Here is a 16,164-nt window from a genome sequence, read left to right on the forward strand (position 1 = left end):
TGATCTGGGTACCGTTTCAAATATATGAATACGCGATTTGTCGCCTGCTTAACGGCCGTCCTCTTGCTTGCAGCAACGCCGCCGCCGACGCCGCCCGCTTCTCCGAATCCGCTTCCGACGATTCCGGGCAGCATCGTCAATGATGCGATCAACGCGTTGGGCGGATTGGTCAAGGCTGCTTATGGATGGAACGACACGGAGTCGTTGGGCACGGTAACCTATTTTCGCGGCTACGATATGCAGCTGAAAATGCAGCTCAACCGGTATCGCGCGATCCATCTGCATCGCGGCACAGTCATCAATCCGCGCGGGTACTCGATCAAGACCGGCGACACGGTTGACGTGCGCGGCACCCCGCAATCCGACGGTTCGCTCAACGCGGACATGATCGTCGTACAGGGTCACTAAGCCGCTTCCATATAATCACTTCCCATGCGCATCGCACTGGGGAGCGACGAAGCCACCGAACTCACCGCTGCGCTGGAGCGCGATCTGCGCGAGCGCGGCCATGACCCCATATTGTTTGGAGCGCTGCAGCCCGGCGAGGATGACGCCTGGCCGGGCGTCGCCAAACGCGTCGGCACTGCCGTCGCATCGGGTGAGTGTGACTACGGTGTCGTCTGTTGCTGGTCGGGCACCGGCGTCAGCATCGCAGCCAACAAAGTGCCCGGAGTACGCGCCGCGCTCTGCAACGATCCGCAAACGGCGACGCTGGCGCGCGAGTGGAACGACGCGAACGTCCTGGCGCTGAGCCTTCGCAACACGGCGATTCCGGTCGCCAAAGCGATGCTGGACGCGTGGTTTTCGACCGGTCCGACGACGGATCCCAAATATCGCGCCATGATTGCGGAAACGTAGCGGCAACGCTCCTTGCAACCAACTACGAAATCTATCTGGTAGCAGGTACGTGGGGGACCCCGCTGCCCTTCGGCAGGCTCAGGACGGTGGGGGGCGGCGAGCCGCGCAGCGCGAGCGCCTGTTAAACGGGCAATCCAAGGGAAGCCCCCGTCCGTTCTGTAGAGCGAAAAGGAGCTTCTACATGCTTAATCTTCGCAATCTTCTGGCTGTCACGGCGCTCTGTGGTTTAGTGGCGCCGACCGCCGCGCTAGCCTCGGGCATGGCCGCAAAACCGGCCCACATGGCACGACCGGCCACACACATGGCGTCGTCCATGATCACCATGCAGCCTTCACGTTTCTCGGGACCGGGCGTGTACAATGGACCGCCGGCATTACCGGTCACCCTCTCAATGATCATCGCAGGCGGCGGGCCGCAGCACTTCGACACCGTGACGCTGCTCAAGGTTCTGGCCGGCAAGAACTTCAACGCCGAAGTTGCCAAGCTCACCAAACAATACGGCAAAGATAAAGTCGGCAATTTTCTGACGGTCTTCAATTTCGTCGTTGCAGATTCGCTAAAGATCGTCACGGCCAAGAAAGTAAAACTTCCCTCAACGCCGTCGCCGAATCCGAAGAACGGTAAGGCGCTGGCCGCCGCGCTTTGGAGCGCCGGTGTACTACCGGGCGGTTGGAGCGTCGAGGTAATGCTCGATCGCGCCGTATCGCACCCGATTCACGTTCAAGTGATGAAGGACATCGATGCCAAGTACGGGATCGCCAAGGACGCGGACTATCACGCGATCCTCACCACGGCAATGAAGGACCTGAAAGCCGCGTACATGCTCTAAACGCTGGAGCGCAAAAAAAAAGAAGCCGCGCATTGCGCGGTTTCTTTTTTAGCACCGGCGGTAGGCTCAGCTCCCGGACTCCGGTGAGAGTCCCGTATAACACTCGAGACAAGGGGCATTATATCAATGCAAGGCGCGCTAAACAAGCCAGGGCAAGATCAAAGCAAGCGACCAGTTGACGGCGTGCGCGGTCCAACAGTACGGACACTCGCGCTTCGTTACGAAAAGTAGGCTGTACGCCAGATAGAGGGACGTGCCGGCGGCGAACAGCGCCGCTATCCAGGCCAGAATGAAAAAAATCCGCGCGTGGGCCAGCCACGTAACCGCGAGCACGCCGGTGTAGTAGAGCACCCCGAACAGCGAGTTCGGCAAACCGGCGAAGAGCTTCGCGCGCGGCGACTTGACGACGCTGGGACCCTTCACCTCGCCATGCTCCGCCCGGATGCTCTTGCGGAGCATAAAAACGGAAGCGTACAAGCCTACGGCGCATAAAAACGAAACGATGGAGCGTAGGAGCACCAGATTACTTCCCGTCTGCAAGCACTAGCCCGCCGCGGCGCGGGCCTCGGATTGCTCCTGGCTTCCTTTGCGCTGGCGGCCTTGGTGATTCGCTATCAGCCATTTGTCGAAAACCACATCCTCCGTCCCATCGGGCCCAAGGTAGCAATTCCACTGGCCACCGTTCTGTTCGCGTTCGTGGCCTCGGCCCCGTTCTCGGTAACCGACGCGCTGGCTATCATGAACGGCGTCGTCTTCGGGCGTTTCTGGGGTTCGGTGATCGACGTCATCGGGATCATCGGCGCGGGGATCATCGGCTATTGGATAAACCGCCATGCCACGCACCTGATGGATCTTCACTCCGCGCTGGCCAGGCTGCCCGGCTGGGTCAAGCGATTCAAAGTGGGCTCTCCCATGTTTCTGATCGTCGTGCGCATCATTCCGGGTTTTGGCGGAACGGTCGCAACCGCGACGGCGGCCGCCATGAAAGTTCCGCTCTGGATCCACGTTGCGACGATGTCGGCCGTGGCGATCCCCCTCTGCGTGCTGCTTACGCTGTTCGGCGATCAGGTGACGGGACTGGTGCACGGCGCCGAGGCGCGCGCGCACATGTACATCTTGCATCACCGGCCGCATTGGCATATGCATTTCCGGAAGCGCGCCCCGCGCGTGCCCTCCGGCCCGACGCAGTGACGGACATTCAAACGATCGACACGCCCAGCGGTTTGGGCGCGCTGTGCGAGCGCATCCGGCAGGCGCCGCGCATTGGAATAGACACGGAGTTTCACAACGAACGCAGTTACACGGCGCGGCTCATGGTCGTGCAGGTGGCGTTCGAGGACGGCTTCGCGGTGGTGGATCCGCTGGCGCTGGCCGACTTGATGCCCTTGGCGCGCGCGCTAACGGAGACGACGGTCGTCGGCCACGCGCTGAGCAGCGACCTGAAGATATTCGCCGATCGTTTCGGCATCGTTCCACAACAGATATTCGACTGCCAGATCGCCGCGGCGTTTCTGGGCTACGGCTTGTCGATCTCCCTGGCGGATCTCGTTCGCGATCTGCAAGGCGTGCGTTTGAAGAAACTGCACACCGTCAGCGACTGGTCCACGCGTCCGCTATCGAGCGGGCAGCTCGAATACCTGATTGACGACGTCGCGCATCTGCTCGACATGCACGACCGCCTGACCCGTAGACTGAAAGAGAAGAACCGGTACGAGTGGGCGATGGAAGAAAACCGGCAGCTCTCCGACATCAGCCGTTACCAGCCCGACGAGCGGCGTATGTACACGCGCATACCCGGCGCCAACCGGCTGAACCGCCGCGAACTGGGCGTGCTGTGCGAACTAGCGCTCCTGCGCGACCGGCTCGCGCGCGAACGGGACGTTCCACTGAAGTACGTCATGCCCGACGACGTGATGGCCGGCCTTGCAACGCTGCGCCCGCACAGCATCGAGGATCTGACGCAACTGCGCCGGTTCGATTCAGGTGGGCGGCGCGCGCTGGGCCCCGCGATCTTGGATGCCGTGAAGCGCGCCGAAGCGCTGCCGGAAGCCGAATTGCCGGAGCGCATCAGCCGCCAGATGGGCAACGCGCGCGAAACGCTCGTTTCGCTAATGGGCGTACTCGTCGGTGAAGTCGCGCGCGAAAACGAGATTCCGCCCAGTTTGCTGGTGCCGCGCGCCTCGCTGGAGCGCGTTGCGCGCGAGGTTCCGGCCGACCGGGATTCCTTCGCTCGCGCGCTGGGTCTCTCGTCGTGGCGCATGCAGCTGGTCGGTGAGCGGTTGTGGCGCCTGCTTTCGGGCGAAGGCGCGCTGCGAATCGAAGGCTATGCGGACGGCGATCCAAAAATCACCGTGCAGTCATGACTGAACACGCCGGCAGCTTTAACGCCCTGGACAAATTACGCGCCGGCGACCGGACCTACTCATACTTCCGGCTCGGCGCGCTCCAAGACGCCGGCATTGCCAACCTCGCGCAACTGCCGTTTTCATTGAAGATACTGCTCGAGAATCTCTTGCGCTTTGAGGACGGCGTTTCGGTGGAACGCGCGGACGTCGAGGCGCTGGCGCGCTGGCATCCGAGCCGGCGCAGCGATCGCGAGATCGCGTTCCGTCCCGCGCGCGTCCTGCTGCAAGACTTTACCGGCGTGCCGGCGGTCGTTGACCTCGCCGCTATGCGCGACGCGATGGCAAAGATGGGCGGCGATCCAAAAGCGATCAACCCGCTGCAGCCGGTCGAGCTGGTGATCGATCATTCCGTTCAGGTGGACGCGTTCGGATCCGGCAGTGCTTTTGCAAAAAACGCGCATCTGGAGTTCGAGCGCAACCGCGAACGGTACGCCTTCTTAAAATGGGGGCAACAGGCGCTGCGCAATTTCCGCGCCGTGCCGCCGGACACCGGCATCGTGCATCAAGTGAACATCGAGTTCTTGGCGCGCGTTGTGTTCGGCGCCGGTGGAGCGGGGATCGATGGCGGTGGGTCCGCCCTCACTAAGGCACAGGATAATCGTTCGGGCGAACCCACCGCCATCGATCCCATGGCCTACCCGGATACTGTCGTCGGTACCGATTCGCACACGACGATGGTCAACGGGTTGGGCGTCTTGGCGTGGGGCGTCGGCGGAATCGAGGCTGAGGCCGCGATGCTCGGACAGCCCGTCACGATGCTCATTCCCGACGTCGTCGGTTTTCGTTTGGAAGGCCAACTGAATCCGGGCGTCACCGCAACCGACCTGGTGTTAACCGTCACGCACATGCTGCGGCAAAAGGGCGTGGTCGGAAAGTTCGTCGAGTTTTACGGGCGCGGACTTTCAAATCTGCCCGTCGTCGATCGCGTCACTTTGGGCAACATGTCGCCCGAGTATGGATCGACGATCGCGATCTTCCCGATCGACGCGCAGACGTTAGAGTATCTGCGTTTGACGGGACGCGGCGCCGAGCAGATCGCGCTGGTCGAAGCGTACGCCAAGGCGCAAACGCTCTTCCGCACCGACGACACGCCCGATCCGCTCTTCAGCGACACGCTCGAACTGAATTTGGGCGGCGTCGAACCGACTTTGGCCGGGCCACGCCGCCCGCAAGATCGCGTGCCTCTACACGACGTCAAGCGCAGCTTCAATGTTGCGCTGGCGGAGTGGCAGGCGATCCGCGAGGGGAAGCCGGGCAGCAACGCCGCGAGCATGGAGAGCGAAGGCGGCGGCGGCACCGCGGTTATCTCGGCTCCGAAAACCGAAATTGCGGACGGCTCCGTTGTTATCGCCGCGATCACGAGTTGCACGAACACCAGCAACCCAACGGTAATGATCGGCGCGGGTTTGCTTGCGCGTAACGCGCTCAAACGCGGGCTAAAAACCAAACCGTGGGTCAAGACGTCGTTGGCGCCTGGCTCTAAAGTCGTCACCGAATACTTGAAGAATTCCGGACTCAACAAGTATTTGGACGAGCTCGGTTTCTATCTCGTGGGATACGGCTGCACGACGTGCATCGGCAATAGCGGGCCGCTGCCGCTGGAAATCGCGGAGGCGGTCGCCGAGCAAGATTCGATCGTCGCCGCGGTGCTTTCCGGAAATCGCAACTTCGAGGGCCGCATTCATCCGCAAGTGCATGCGAACTATCTTGCATCTCCGCCGCTGGTCGTCGCGTATGCGCTGGCGGGCCGGATGGACATCGATTTGACGACCGAACCGCTGGGCACGGACAAGTCGGGGCAGCCGGTCTACTTGAAAGATATCTGGCCCGACGACGCCGAGATCTCCAAAGTCGTCGCCGAATCGATCAGCGATCAACTCTTTAAGGCGAACTACGGCAACGTGTTCCGCGGCGACGACAACTGGGCGAAACTACACGTTCCGGAGGGCGAGCGTTACACGTGGGATCCGAAATCGGAGTATGTCAAACTCCCGCCGTATTTCGACGGCATGCCGGCGGAGCCGCCGCCGCTCTCCGACGTGCGCGGCGCGCGAGTGCTCGTGATGGTCGGCGACAGCGTCACGACCGACCACATCTCGCCGGCCGGTAACATCGCGCGGACCAGTCCGGCCGCACAATACTTAATGGAGCACGGCATCGAGCCGCAAGATTTCAATTCGTACGGCGCGCGCCGCGGCAATCACGAGGTGATGGTGCGCGGCACGTTTGCGAACGTGCGCTTGCGCAACTTGCTGGTGCCCGGAGTCGAAGGCGGGTACACGCGCTTCTTGACGACCGGCGAGCAAATGTCGATCTACGATGCGGCGATGCGCTACAAGGCCGAAAACACGCCGCTGATTGTGCTGGCGGGCAAGGAATATGGTTCCGGATCCTCGCGCGATTGGGCGGCCAAAGGCCCGGCTTTGCTCGGCATCAAGGCGGTGATCGCCGAATCGTTCGAACGGATCCATCGCAGCAACCTCATCGGCATGGGCATCCTGCCGCTGGAATTCATCGGCGGCGCAGATCGTTCGACCTACGCGCTGACCGGCGAAGAGATCTTTGACATTACGGGCTACGAAAACGGCATCAAGCCGGGAATGCACGTGGACGTGCACGTAACCGGCCCGCACGATCGCTCGCTGGATATTCAAGTGCTGCTGCGCATCGACACGCCCAACGAAGCGGAGTACTTTCGTCATGGCGGTGTGCTGCAGTACGTCTTGCGTCAATTACGCTTTCATCGAGCCGAAGGCGCATAGCGCCGCAGTCCTGAGCACTGTCGAAGGATGAGCACTGTCCAAGGGCTGTCAAGGGATGACGAGCGCTTCACGCGCCGCCTCGAGGCGTTCTCCGACATCGTTATTGGCTTTAGTCTGGCGCAGCTTGGTGCTAATCTCACCCTAACGAGCGGCGGAAGCACATTTTTTAGCCATCCGCTAGAGATGGCCGGCTTCTTAGTGCCTTTCGCTATTATCTGCTCCGTATGGTTCATTCATCACCGTCTGTTCTCGTACATATTCGTTCCGAGGACGTTGCCGGTGATTCTCAACTTCGTGTGGCTGGCGGCAGTCGTTTTGCTCGTTTTTGCGGCAGAGGCGTATATGCGGGACACCTCGAGCGCGAGCGCTTTCCGCGCGTACTTCGCCTGCTATGCCATCGTCTATGGGCTGCTTGCCGTACAGAACGTAATTGCTATGGGCTATGCAAAACAGCGGAACGACGAACTCGCGCGTTTGCGCGGTTTGCGCGGCGCGGCTTTTATGGTCGTCTGGACGTTCCCGTTCGTGTGGTCGCTGGCCGCCTCGGCGCTTCTGCGGCCCGGACAAAATTATGGGATGCCGGTAATGATCGGCTTTACCGCCGCGGGGGTGGCTAGCGTTCTGCTGGGTCGCTATTTCAAGAGGGCTGCGGCGCGGTTGCAATCGGCATGAATGACCATGTCGCCCTGAGGGAGTCGAAGGACGAATCGGATCAGCGGCTCATCCATCGCTTAGAAGCGTTCTCCGATATCGTCATCGGCTTCAGCCTGGCGCAGCTTGCGCTCAGCTTGGTGATCCCAAGGAACGGCGCGCTGGGGTTTGGAGAGAACCCGGGTCCGCTGATCGCGTTCGTCATTACTTTTACGCTCGTATGCGGAATGTGGTGGGCGCATCACAAATTATTCGCGCACTACTTCGTTCCCATTGCGCCCATGGTGGTGTTGAATTTCGTCACATTGGCCGGCGTGAGTTTCGCAGTTTACAGCGTGCAGCTCATGTTTCATGTCGGGACGCCGGCAATTCCGGCGTCGCCCGGACACCCATTCCAGCCGGCAATTCCGGGCCACAGCGCGCTCGATTTTGCCTTTTATGAAGGCTCGCTGGCCTTCGTTTATACGCTTTTGGGCATACAATATTTTTACGGGTGGACCGTGCGCCGCACTCAAATGCCCCCGAATATTGCAGACCGCGGTTTGCGCGCCGGGCTGATGCTGGGCGGAATCGGCATCATATTTGTGGTCATGGCGATTGTGACGGTGCGTAGCGGATTGCGTGTGAGCGGAATCCAGTACATCGGCTTTATCATTCTCGCATACGCGGTCTTCTTACGGTTGCTGTTCAGGTACGTGGAAGCTAGACGAGCGCGCGGCGTAAGTCCACGAGAACAGCCGCAAGGTAGGTCGTAAACCGCGCCGCGGCAGCGCCGTCAATCACGCGGTGGTCGTAAGACAGCGACAGCGGCTGGATCAAGCGTGGCACGAATTGCTCGCCGTCCCAAACCGGTTTAATCGCCGCGCGGCATGCCCCAAGGATTGCAACTTCGGGCGCGTTGATGATCGGCGTGAAGTACGTTCCGCCGATGCTTCCTAGACTTGAAATGGTAAATGTCCCGCCTTGCATCTCCGCCAGCGCGAGCTTTCCGTCGCGCGCTTTAGCGGCAAGTTCCGAGGTCTCTTTGGCGAGATCGGCGATGCCCTTGCGATCTGCATCCTTCACGACGGGCACTAGCAGACCGTCCGGCGTGTCCGCGGCGAATCCGATGTTGTAGTACTTCTTATAGACGAGTTCGTCGCCGTCGAGGGAGCTATTAAAGTCGGGGAACTGCTTGAGCGCGGCGATAGCGGCTTTTATAAGGAAGGCCAGCATCGTCACTTTGATGTTGCGCTTTACAAGCTCGGCGTTCAGTTCTTTACGGAACTCTTCGAGATCGGTGACGTCGGCGTCATCGTTTTGCGTGACGTGCGGGATCGTCACCCAGTTCCGGTGCAGAATCGGGCCGGAGAGTTTTTTGATGCGCGACAGCGGCTTGCGTTCGATCTCACCGTACTGCGCGAAGTCTACTTTCGGCAGCGGCACGAGCGATAGGCCGCCGGATCCTGCCGAACTGCCGCCGCTGACGGCGCGTTTAACGAAGTTCTGGACGTCGTCGCGGGTCACGCGCCCGTTCGGCCCGCTCGGCTCGACCGCGTGCAGATCGACACCGAGCTCGCGCGCGAACCGGCGAATCGACGGGCTTGCGTGCACCGAACCATTTTCACTCGCGCGCGTCGGCTCAGGCGCTTGCCGTGGTGTGGTTGCAGCGACGGGCGCCTGCGGAGCTTCTGATTTCGGCGCTTCCGATTGCGAAGGAGCCGGCGCTTCCGGTTTTGTTGCTTCAGCTTTCGCCGCTCCGTCGGACTTTGCCTCAGCCGGCGCGCTTTGCGCCGGCTCGAGTGTTGCGATGACCGAGCCTTTCGAAACTTTGTCGCCGACTTTGACGCGCACGTCTTTTAGCACGCCGTCTTCGGTGGCCGGAACTTCCAGCGCGGCTTTTTCCGACTCGAGTGTGATCAGCGAATCGTTCTTCTTGACCGTATCGCCGGGTTTGACCAAGACCTCGATAATCGGAATGTCTTTGAAGTCGCCGATGTCCGGAACTTTGAGCTCGATCACACCGTCACCGGATTGGGCTTGTTCGGGTCGAGTCCGTATTTTTTGATCGCGGCACTAACGACGGACGGCTTGATCGTGCCCTCGTCCGCGAGCGCTTTTAACGCGGCGACCGCGACATAGTAGCGGTTGACTTCGAAGAACTCGCGCAGCTTGCGGCGCAGGTCGCTGCGTCCGAAGCCGTCGGTGCCCAGCGTAACGTACCGGCGCCCGACGTATGGACGAATTTGATCGGCGAACGTGCGGATGTAATCGGTCGAAGCAATCGCCGGGCCGTCGTGTCCGCTCAGCGATTGCGCGACGAACGATTGCCGCGGCGTCTCCTCGGGGTGCATCAGGTTCCAGCGGTCGGCGTCGATGCCGTCTCGACGCAATTCGTTGAAGCTCGTTACACTCCACACATCCGCGGCGACGCCGAAGTCGGCAGCGAGCAGTCCGGCGGCGGCTTCAACCTCGCGCAGGATCGCGCCTGAGCCCAGCAGTTGCACGCGGCCGTTTTTCGCGGTGCCACCGTCATGCAGCAGATACATGCCGCGCAGAATGCCTTGCTCGGCGCCCTTGGGCATGTCGGGATGGTGATAGTTTTCGTTCATCACCGTAATGTAGTAGTAAACGTCTTCTTGATCGTGCGCCATACGGCGCAGCCCGTCTTGAATGATCACGGCGAGCTCGTACGCGTATGTAGGATCGTACGAAACGCAGTTTGGAATGAACGACGCGAAGACTTGGCTGTGCCCGTCTTCATGCTGCAATCCCTCGCCGTTTAGCGTCGTGCGTCCGGAGGTCGCGCCGATCAAGAATCCGCGTGTGCGTGAATCTGCGGCCGCCCATGCCAGATCACCGATGCGCTGAAAACCGAACATCGAGTAGAAGATGTAGAACGGCACCATGGGTACGCCATGGACCGAATAGGACGTACCGGCCGCAATCCAGGACGAGATCGCGCCGGCTTCGTTGATGCCTTCCTGCAGAATCTGTCCTTGTTTGTCCTCGCGATACCACATCAATTGATCGGCGTCTTGCGGGTGATAGAGCTGGCCGACCGACGAGTAGATGCCGAGCTGACGGAAGAGCCCTTCCATGCCGAACGTGCGCGACTCGTCGGCGACGATTGGCACGAGTTGCGGGCCGAGTTTTTTGTCTTTCAGCAGTGTGCTGAGTATGCGTACGAACGCCATGGTTGTGGAGATCTCGCGATCTCCCGTGTCCTTGAGCTGCGCGTCGAACGCCGAGAGCGGCGGAACCTCAAGCGCGGCGGCTTTCGGGCGGCGCGTCGGGATATGCCCGCGCCGTTTCACGAGTTCGTTCAGATACTGCATCTCAGGCGTGTCGTCGCCCGGACGGAAGAAGGGCAATTGCTCGATTTGATCGTCGGGAATCGGCAAGTGGAAACGGTCGCGGAACGCGCGCATCGAGCCCACCTTCATTTTCTTGGCTTGGTGCGCGATATTCTGCGCTTCGCCAGACTCGCCCATTCCGTAGCCCTTGATCGTTTTGGCCAGGATTACCGTCGGTTGGCCTTTGTGGCGCACGGCCGCAGCGTACGCGGCATAAACTTTGCGCGGGTCGTGACCGCCGCGTTGCAACGCCCAAATGTCGTCGTCGCTCATGTGCGCGACGAGCTCGGCCGTCTCGGGATAGCGGTTGAAAAACTTCTCGCGAACGAACTTGCCGTTGTTGGCCTTGAACGTCTGGTACTCGCCGTCCACGGCCTCGGTCATCACCTGCACGAGTTTGCCGCTGTGATCGCGCTCCAGCAACGGATCCCAATTGCTGCCCCAGATCACCTTAATCACGTTCCAGCCCGCGCCCTTGAAGGCCGTCTCGAGCTCTTGAATGATCTTGCCGTTGCCGCGCACGGGGCCGTCCAAGCGCTGCAGGTTGCAGTTGACGACCCAAATCAGATTGTCGAGTTTTTCTCGCGCCGCCAGCGTGATCGCGCCCATCGATTCGGGTTCGTCCATCTCGCCGTCGCCCAAGAAACCCCACACCTTGCGATCGCCCGCATCGATGACTCCGCGATCGTTTAAATAGTGCATGAAGCGCGCTTGGTAGATCGACATGATCGGTCCCAAGCCCATCGAGACCGTCGGAAATTGCCAGAAGTCGGGCATCAGCCACGGATGCGGATAGGACGAAAGGCCGTTGCCGTCAACTTCGCGCCGGAAGTTTTCGAGCTGCTCGGCCGTGATGCGGCCTTCGAGAAACGCGCGCGCGTAAAACCCGGGAGCGGAATGACCCTGGAAGTACACGAGATCGCCGCCGCTCTCTTTTGACGGCGCGCGGAAAAAATAATTGAAGCCGACGTCGTAGAGCGTCGCGGCCGAAGCGAAGCTGGCAACGTGTCCTCCGAGTTCGGAGGAGTCTTTGTTGGCGCGCGCCACCATCGCCAGCGCATTCCACCGGACGTAGTGCCGGATGCGTGTCTCGAGCTCGTCGTTGCCGGGCATCGGCTCTTGCTCCGATGCCGGAATTGTGTTGATGTACGGGGTCGAGAAACCGAGCGACACATGCGCGCCGCCGCGCTGCGCCGCTTCAACGACGGCGCCGATCAGTTCTTGTGCGCGAGCCGGCCCTTCATGCTCGATGACGCCTTCAATTGCATCGACCCACTCACGCGTCTCTTGCGAATCGGACTGCGCGGACGAGGCCGCCGGAGCAGCCTGGTCCTCCGCTGTTGTGCTCATTCGGCCAGCTTCACCTCATAGCGGGCCTCTCCCCGCCGCTCCTCGCTGATGAAAACGCCGATGGCGCCCAAGACGAGCAAGCCCCCAGCGATCGCAAATCCGGTGAGGTGCTCCCCGAAGATCGCCAGCGCCAGCAACGCCGCGACGACGGGTTCGACTAGCGTGCTGAACGCCACGGCGCTGGCGCTGAACCAGCGAAGCGCCGAGTTCATCGCCGTATGGCCGAGCAGCTGCGAGACGAGTGCCATCGCGATGATCCCGCCCCACGCCACGCCGTCGGTAAGCGGCGGCGGAGCCTGATGCGCGGCAAACGCAGCTACGATCAGCACGACCGCAGCCCACGCATAGGTCTGCGTGACGATTGCGCGCGTTCCTAATGACGCGCGAACCTCGCGAATAAGGATGAAGTAGATCGCGATGCCAATCGCGCCGGCGATCGCGAGAAGCGCTCCCAAAATGTAATGCCCTGGAACCGGTGGCGGCGCCGCCACAAATCCGACCACCATCACCAAGCCTATAGCCCCGCAGGCGAAGCTCAGCCAGGCCAGCGCCGTCAGCCGCAAGCCGCGGGCGATCGCATCGTAGAAGGCTGTCCACACCGGCACCGTAGCGACCAGCAGCGTGGAGATTGCGACGGTCGTGTATTCGAGCGACCAAATCCATGCAGCGAAATGAATCGCGAGGGCGAGCCCGGCCGCGGCGAGGATCCACTTCTCGCGGGGCGTTGTCGTGGTTTGTCCGCGCGGCGCTCGAATAGCTGCAACGGCCAGCAGAACGACCGCCGCTATCGTCAGGCGCGACGCCGAAACCGCCAGCGGCCCGGCGCCGGTCAGCGCAAAGCGCGCGAAGATCGCCGCCGCACCGACCGCGATCTGTGCGAAGACCAACACGAGATACGGACGCACCATCCTATAATACAGGCAACGCGGGGGAATCAGCGCGGCTTTAGGGTAGTCGTACCGCACGCGGGAGCTTTCGGGCTGAGAGGGCAGATGTGCCGACCGCCGTCACCTGATGCGGGTAATGCCGCCGTAGGAAGGGAGCCACCATGAAGATTTACGCGACCGGATCCAATCCGTCGATTCGCGTGCCGATGCGCGAGATCGCACTCACCAACGGCGAGTCTCACGTAGTCTACGATACCAGCGGCCCGTACACCGATCCGCAAGTTGCCGTCGAGATTCGCGGCGGCCTAAAGCCGTTGCGCTCGGGCTGGATCGAGGCGCGCAACGATACCGAAGAGCTCGACAAGCCGAGCTCACTCTACCGGCGCGGTCGCGACGCGATGGCGGAGCTCGAAAGCATTCGTTTCGAAAATGCACGCAAGCCGCGGCGGGCCAAACCGGGGGCCAACGTGTCTCAGATGCATTACGCGCGTAAGGGCATCGTCACGCCGGAGATGGAGTTCATCGGGATCCGCGAGAACGTCGAGCCGGAGTTCGTGCGCGCGGAAGTCGCGCGCGGGCGCGCGATCATCCCTTCGAATATCAACCACCCCGAGAGCGAGCCGATGATCATCGGCCGCAACTTCTTGGTGAAGATCAATGCCAACATCGGCAACTCCGCGGTCGCCTCGACGATCGAGGAAGAAGTCGAAAAGATGACGTGGGCAACGCGCTGGGGCGCGGACACGGTCATGGATCTTTCGACCGGAAAAAACATTCACGAGACGCGCGAGTGGATTCTGCGCAACTCGCCCGTGCCGATCGGCACGGTGCCGATCTATCAGGCGCTCGAGAAAGTGAACGGTAAGGCCGAAGAGTTAACCTGGGAACTCTATCGCGACACGCTCATCGAGCAGGCCGAACAAGGCGTCGACTACTTCACGATTCACGCCGGCGTACTGCTGCGTTACATTCCGCTCACCGCAACGCGCGTGACCGGAATCGTTTCGCGCGGCGGATCGATTCTGGCGAAGTGGTGCCTGTCGCATCACCAGGAGAACTTCCTTTACACGCATTTCGAAGAGATCTGCGAGATCATGAAAGCCTACGACGTCGCCTTCTCGCTCGGCGACGGGTTGCGCCCCGGATGCTTGGCCGACGCCAACGACGCCGCACAGTTCGCGGAGCTCGAGACGCTGGGCGAACTCACGCAGATCGCGTGGAAGCACGACGTGCAGGTCATGATCGAGGGTCCCGGCCACGTTCCCATGCATCTGATTAAAGAGAACATGGAAAAAGAGCTGGCGATCTGCCACGAAGCGCCGTTCTACACACTCGGGCCGCTCGTTACCGACATCGCGCCCGGCTACGATCATATAACGAGCGCGATTGGCGCCGCGATGATTGGCTGGTTCGGCACCGCGATGCTCTGCTACGTGACGCCGAAAGAACATCTGGGCCTGCCTAACAAGAAGGACGTAAAAGACGGCGTGATCGCTTACAAGATCGCCGCGCATGCCGCCGACGTCGCCAAAGGGCATCCGCTGGCGCGCCATTGGGACGATGTTTTGAGCAAAGCTCGCTTCGAGTTCAGGTGGAAGGACCAATTCGAACTCTCGCTCGATCCCGAGACCGCGCAAGACTTCCATGACGAAACCTTGCCGGCTGAAGGCGCGAAGGTCGCGCACTTCTGCTCGATGTGCGGTCCGCATTTCTGTTCGATGAAGATCACGCAGGAAGTCCGGGAATACGCCGAGCGCGGCATGGCCGAAAAATCGAAAGAGTTCGCGGAAAAAGGCTCCGAGATCTATATTGAAGCCTGAGGGCAAGCCGAACCGCACGCTGCTCTATCGCCTTAGAACGCTCGGGCCCGGTTTGATTACCGGCGCCTCCGACGACGATCCGTCGGGGATATCGACGTATTCCGTTGCCGGCGCAACCACCGGCCTCTCCATGTTGTGGCTGGCACTCATCACCACGCCGATGATGGCCGTCATTCAAGGCATGTGCGCGCGCATTGGGATGGTGACCGGGCGCGGACTAGCTGCCAACATTCGAAAATCGGTACCGCTTCCGGTTGCGTACGCGATGGCCATTGCCGTTGTTGCAGCCAACACGTTCAACGTCGGTGCGGACTTTGCGGGTATGGCGGCATCGGCGAACATGGTCGTGCCGAAAGTTCACGTGCTCATTTGGGTCCTGTTTTTTGGCGTGGGACTCTTGGTGTCGATCATCTTTCTCTCGTACCGGGTGCTGTGCAACACGATTAAATGGCTGACGATCACGCTGTTCGCCTACATGATCACCGCATTCGTGGTGCATACGGACTGGGCCGAGGTGCTCAAACGCCTTGCAATGCCGGAAGTGCGCTTGAGCAAAACCTGGATGACGACCGCACTTGGCGTGTTAGGGACGACCATCACGCCGTATCTGTTCTTCTGGCAAGCGTCGCTCGAGGTCGAAGAAGAGAAGAGCATGGGGCGTACGACGCTCGCGGAGCGCCGCGGCGCGACCGAAGCCGAGATCCAGGATATGCACTTCGACGTCAACACCGGCATGATTTTTTCGAACGTCGTTATGGTGTTTATCATCGTCACGACTGCGTTCACGCTGTTTATTCACGGGAAGACGCACATCGCGACGGCACAGGACGCAGCTGCGGCGCTTGCACCGCTCGCGGGGAGGTTCGCCTCGCTGATCTTCACGCTCGGCATTGTGGGAACCGGGCTGCTTGCGATTCCGGCACTGGCCGGCTCTTCGGCATATGTGGTTGCCGAAATGTTCGCATTTCGCGAGGGTTTGAACGAAACGCCGCACCGCGCGCCGCGATTTTACGCAGTCCTGGCCGCCGGTCTGGTCGTCGGCGTTATCATGTGCTTTTTGCGCATCGATCCGATTAGCGCGCTGTATTATGCCGCGGTACTCAATGGGCTTGTTGCAATTCCCCTGATCTTTCTGATCCTGCGGCTGGCGAGCGATGCGAAACTGATGGGCAAGTGGAGCAGCTCCATAATCGCGAAAGCCTGGGGCTGGTTGACGTTCTTGCTGATGTCCGTGGCCGCCGTGTCGGTGTTCGCGCTGCGATGAAAC

At 61.0% G+C, this 16,164-nt stretch carries 14 protein-coding genes and 1 riboswitch; of the genes, 10 read left to right on the forward strand and 4 right to left on the reverse strand.

Annotation, left to right across the window (positions count from 1 at the left end; genetic code table 11):
• Positions 1-24 precede the first annotated feature (24 nt).
• The 3 genes from VFO29_00515 to VFO29_00525 all read left to right on the forward strand — a co-directional run bounded on the left by VFO29_00515 (position 25) and on the right by VFO29_00525 (position 1,687).
• Complete coding sequence (locus tag VFO29_00515) at positions 25-408, forward strand: hypothetical protein (GenBank protein HET9391990.1); 384 nt, start codon at positions 25-27, stop codon at positions 406-408.
• Between the two features lie 24 nt (positions 409-432).
• Positions 433-858, forward strand: coding sequence for an RpiB/LacA/LacB family sugar-phosphate isomerase (locus tag VFO29_00520; GenBank protein HET9391991.1), 426 nt, complete (start codon positions 433-435; stop codon positions 856-858).
• A 181-nt stretch (positions 859-1,039) separates the two neighbouring features.
• Positions 1,040-1,687 (forward strand): hypothetical protein, encoded by a 648-nt coding sequence (locus VFO29_00525; GenBank protein ID HET9391992.1) that lies wholly within the window; start codon positions 1,040-1,042, stop codon positions 1,685-1,687.
• 138 nt (positions 1,688-1,825) lie between these two features.
• On the opposite strand, the gene VFO29_00530 is transcribed toward VFO29_00525, so the two are convergent.
• On the reverse strand, positions 1,826-2,206 hold the full coding sequence (locus tag VFO29_00530) for a vitamin K epoxide reductase family protein (GenBank protein ID HET9391993.1): 381 nt from the start codon (positions 2,204-2,206) through the stop codon (positions 1,826-1,828).
• A 51-nt stretch (positions 2,207-2,257) separates the two neighbouring features.
• Between VFO29_00530 and VFO29_00535 the strand changes: the two genes are divergently transcribed.
• From VFO29_00535 to VFO29_00555, 5 genes are read left to right on the forward strand one after another with little or no spacing between them, the layout of a single operon-like run.
• Positions 2,258-2,878 carry a VTT domain-containing protein gene (locus tag VFO29_00535; GenBank protein HET9391994.1) on the forward strand — a complete coding sequence of 207 codons (621 nt, stop codon included), beginning with the start codon at positions 2,258-2,260 and terminating at the stop codon, positions 2,876-2,878.
• The gene (locus tag VFO29_00540; GenBank protein HET9391995.1) at positions 2,875-4,050 is read left to right on the forward strand and encodes a ribonuclease D; all 1,176 of its coding nucleotides are present in this window, start codon (positions 2,875-2,877) and stop codon (positions 4,048-4,050) included. Before VFO29_00535 ends, VFO29_00540 begins: the two co-directional genes overlap by 4 nt.
• On the forward strand, positions 4,047-6,854 hold the full coding sequence (gene acnA / locus VFO29_00545) for an aconitate hydratase AcnA (protein ID HET9391996.1): 2,808 nt from the start codon (positions 4,047-4,049) through the stop codon (positions 6,852-6,854). Before VFO29_00540 ends, acnA begins: the two co-directional genes overlap by 4 nt.
• A 27-nt stretch (positions 6,855-6,881) precedes the next feature.
• The gene (locus tag VFO29_00550) at positions 6,882-7,526 is read left to right on the forward strand and encodes a TMEM175 family protein (protein ID HET9391997.1); all 645 of its coding nucleotides are present in this window, start codon (positions 6,882-6,884) and stop codon (positions 7,524-7,526) included.
• Complete coding sequence (locus tag VFO29_00555) at positions 7,523-8,260, forward strand: TMEM175 family protein (protein ID HET9391998.1); 738 nt, start codon at positions 7,523-7,525, stop codon at positions 8,258-8,260. The genes VFO29_00550 and VFO29_00555 overlap by 4 nt, the downstream gene beginning before the upstream one ends.
• On the opposite strand, the gene aceF is transcribed toward VFO29_00555, so the two are convergent.
• The 3 genes from aceF to VFO29_00570 form a co-directional block, all read right to left on the reverse strand.
• Complete coding sequence (gene aceF / locus VFO29_00560; GenBank protein ID HET9391999.1) at positions 8,208-9,506, reverse strand: dihydrolipoyllysine-residue acetyltransferase; 1,299 nt, start codon at positions 9,504-9,506, stop codon at positions 8,208-8,210. The two genes, VFO29_00555 and aceF, sit on opposite strands and share 53 nt — an antisense overlap.
• Entirely contained in the window at positions 9,503-12,190 is a 2,688-nt protein-coding gene (gene aceE / locus VFO29_00565) for a pyruvate dehydrogenase (acetyl-transferring), homodimeric type (GenBank protein HET9392000.1), read from the reverse strand. The genes aceF and aceE overlap by 4 nt, the downstream gene beginning before the upstream one ends.
• Positions 12,187-13,155, reverse strand: a complete 969-nt coding sequence (locus VFO29_00570) for a DMT family transporter (GenBank protein HET9392001.1) — start codon at positions 13,153-13,155, stop codon at positions 12,187-12,189. The genes aceE and VFO29_00570 overlap by 4 nt, the downstream gene beginning before the upstream one ends.
• Positions 13,146-13,245: riboswitch (TPP riboswitch) on the forward strand. It overlaps the preceding gene by 10 nt.
• Here VFO29_00570 and thiC point away from each other — a divergent pair.
• The gene (thiC, locus tag VFO29_00575) at positions 13,239-14,897 is read left to right on the forward strand and encodes a phosphomethylpyrimidine synthase ThiC (protein ID HET9392002.1); all 1,659 of its coding nucleotides are present in this window, start codon (positions 13,239-13,241) and stop codon (positions 14,895-14,897) included. Its footprint overlaps the riboswitch before it by 7 nt.
• Positions 14,887-16,161, forward strand: coding sequence for an Nramp family divalent metal transporter (locus VFO29_00580; GenBank protein ID HET9392003.1), 1,275 nt, complete (start codon positions 14,887-14,889; stop codon positions 16,159-16,161). The genes thiC and VFO29_00580 overlap by 11 nt, the downstream gene beginning before the upstream one ends.
• The last annotated feature ends 3 nt before the right edge of the window (positions 16,162-16,164 follow it).

Origin of the sequence: Candidatus Rubrimentiphilum sp. (assembly GCA_035710515.1) — a bacterium.
Lineage (GTDB): Bacteria > Vulcanimicrobiota > Vulcanimicrobiia > Vulcanimicrobiales > Vulcanimicrobiaceae > Rubrimentiphilum.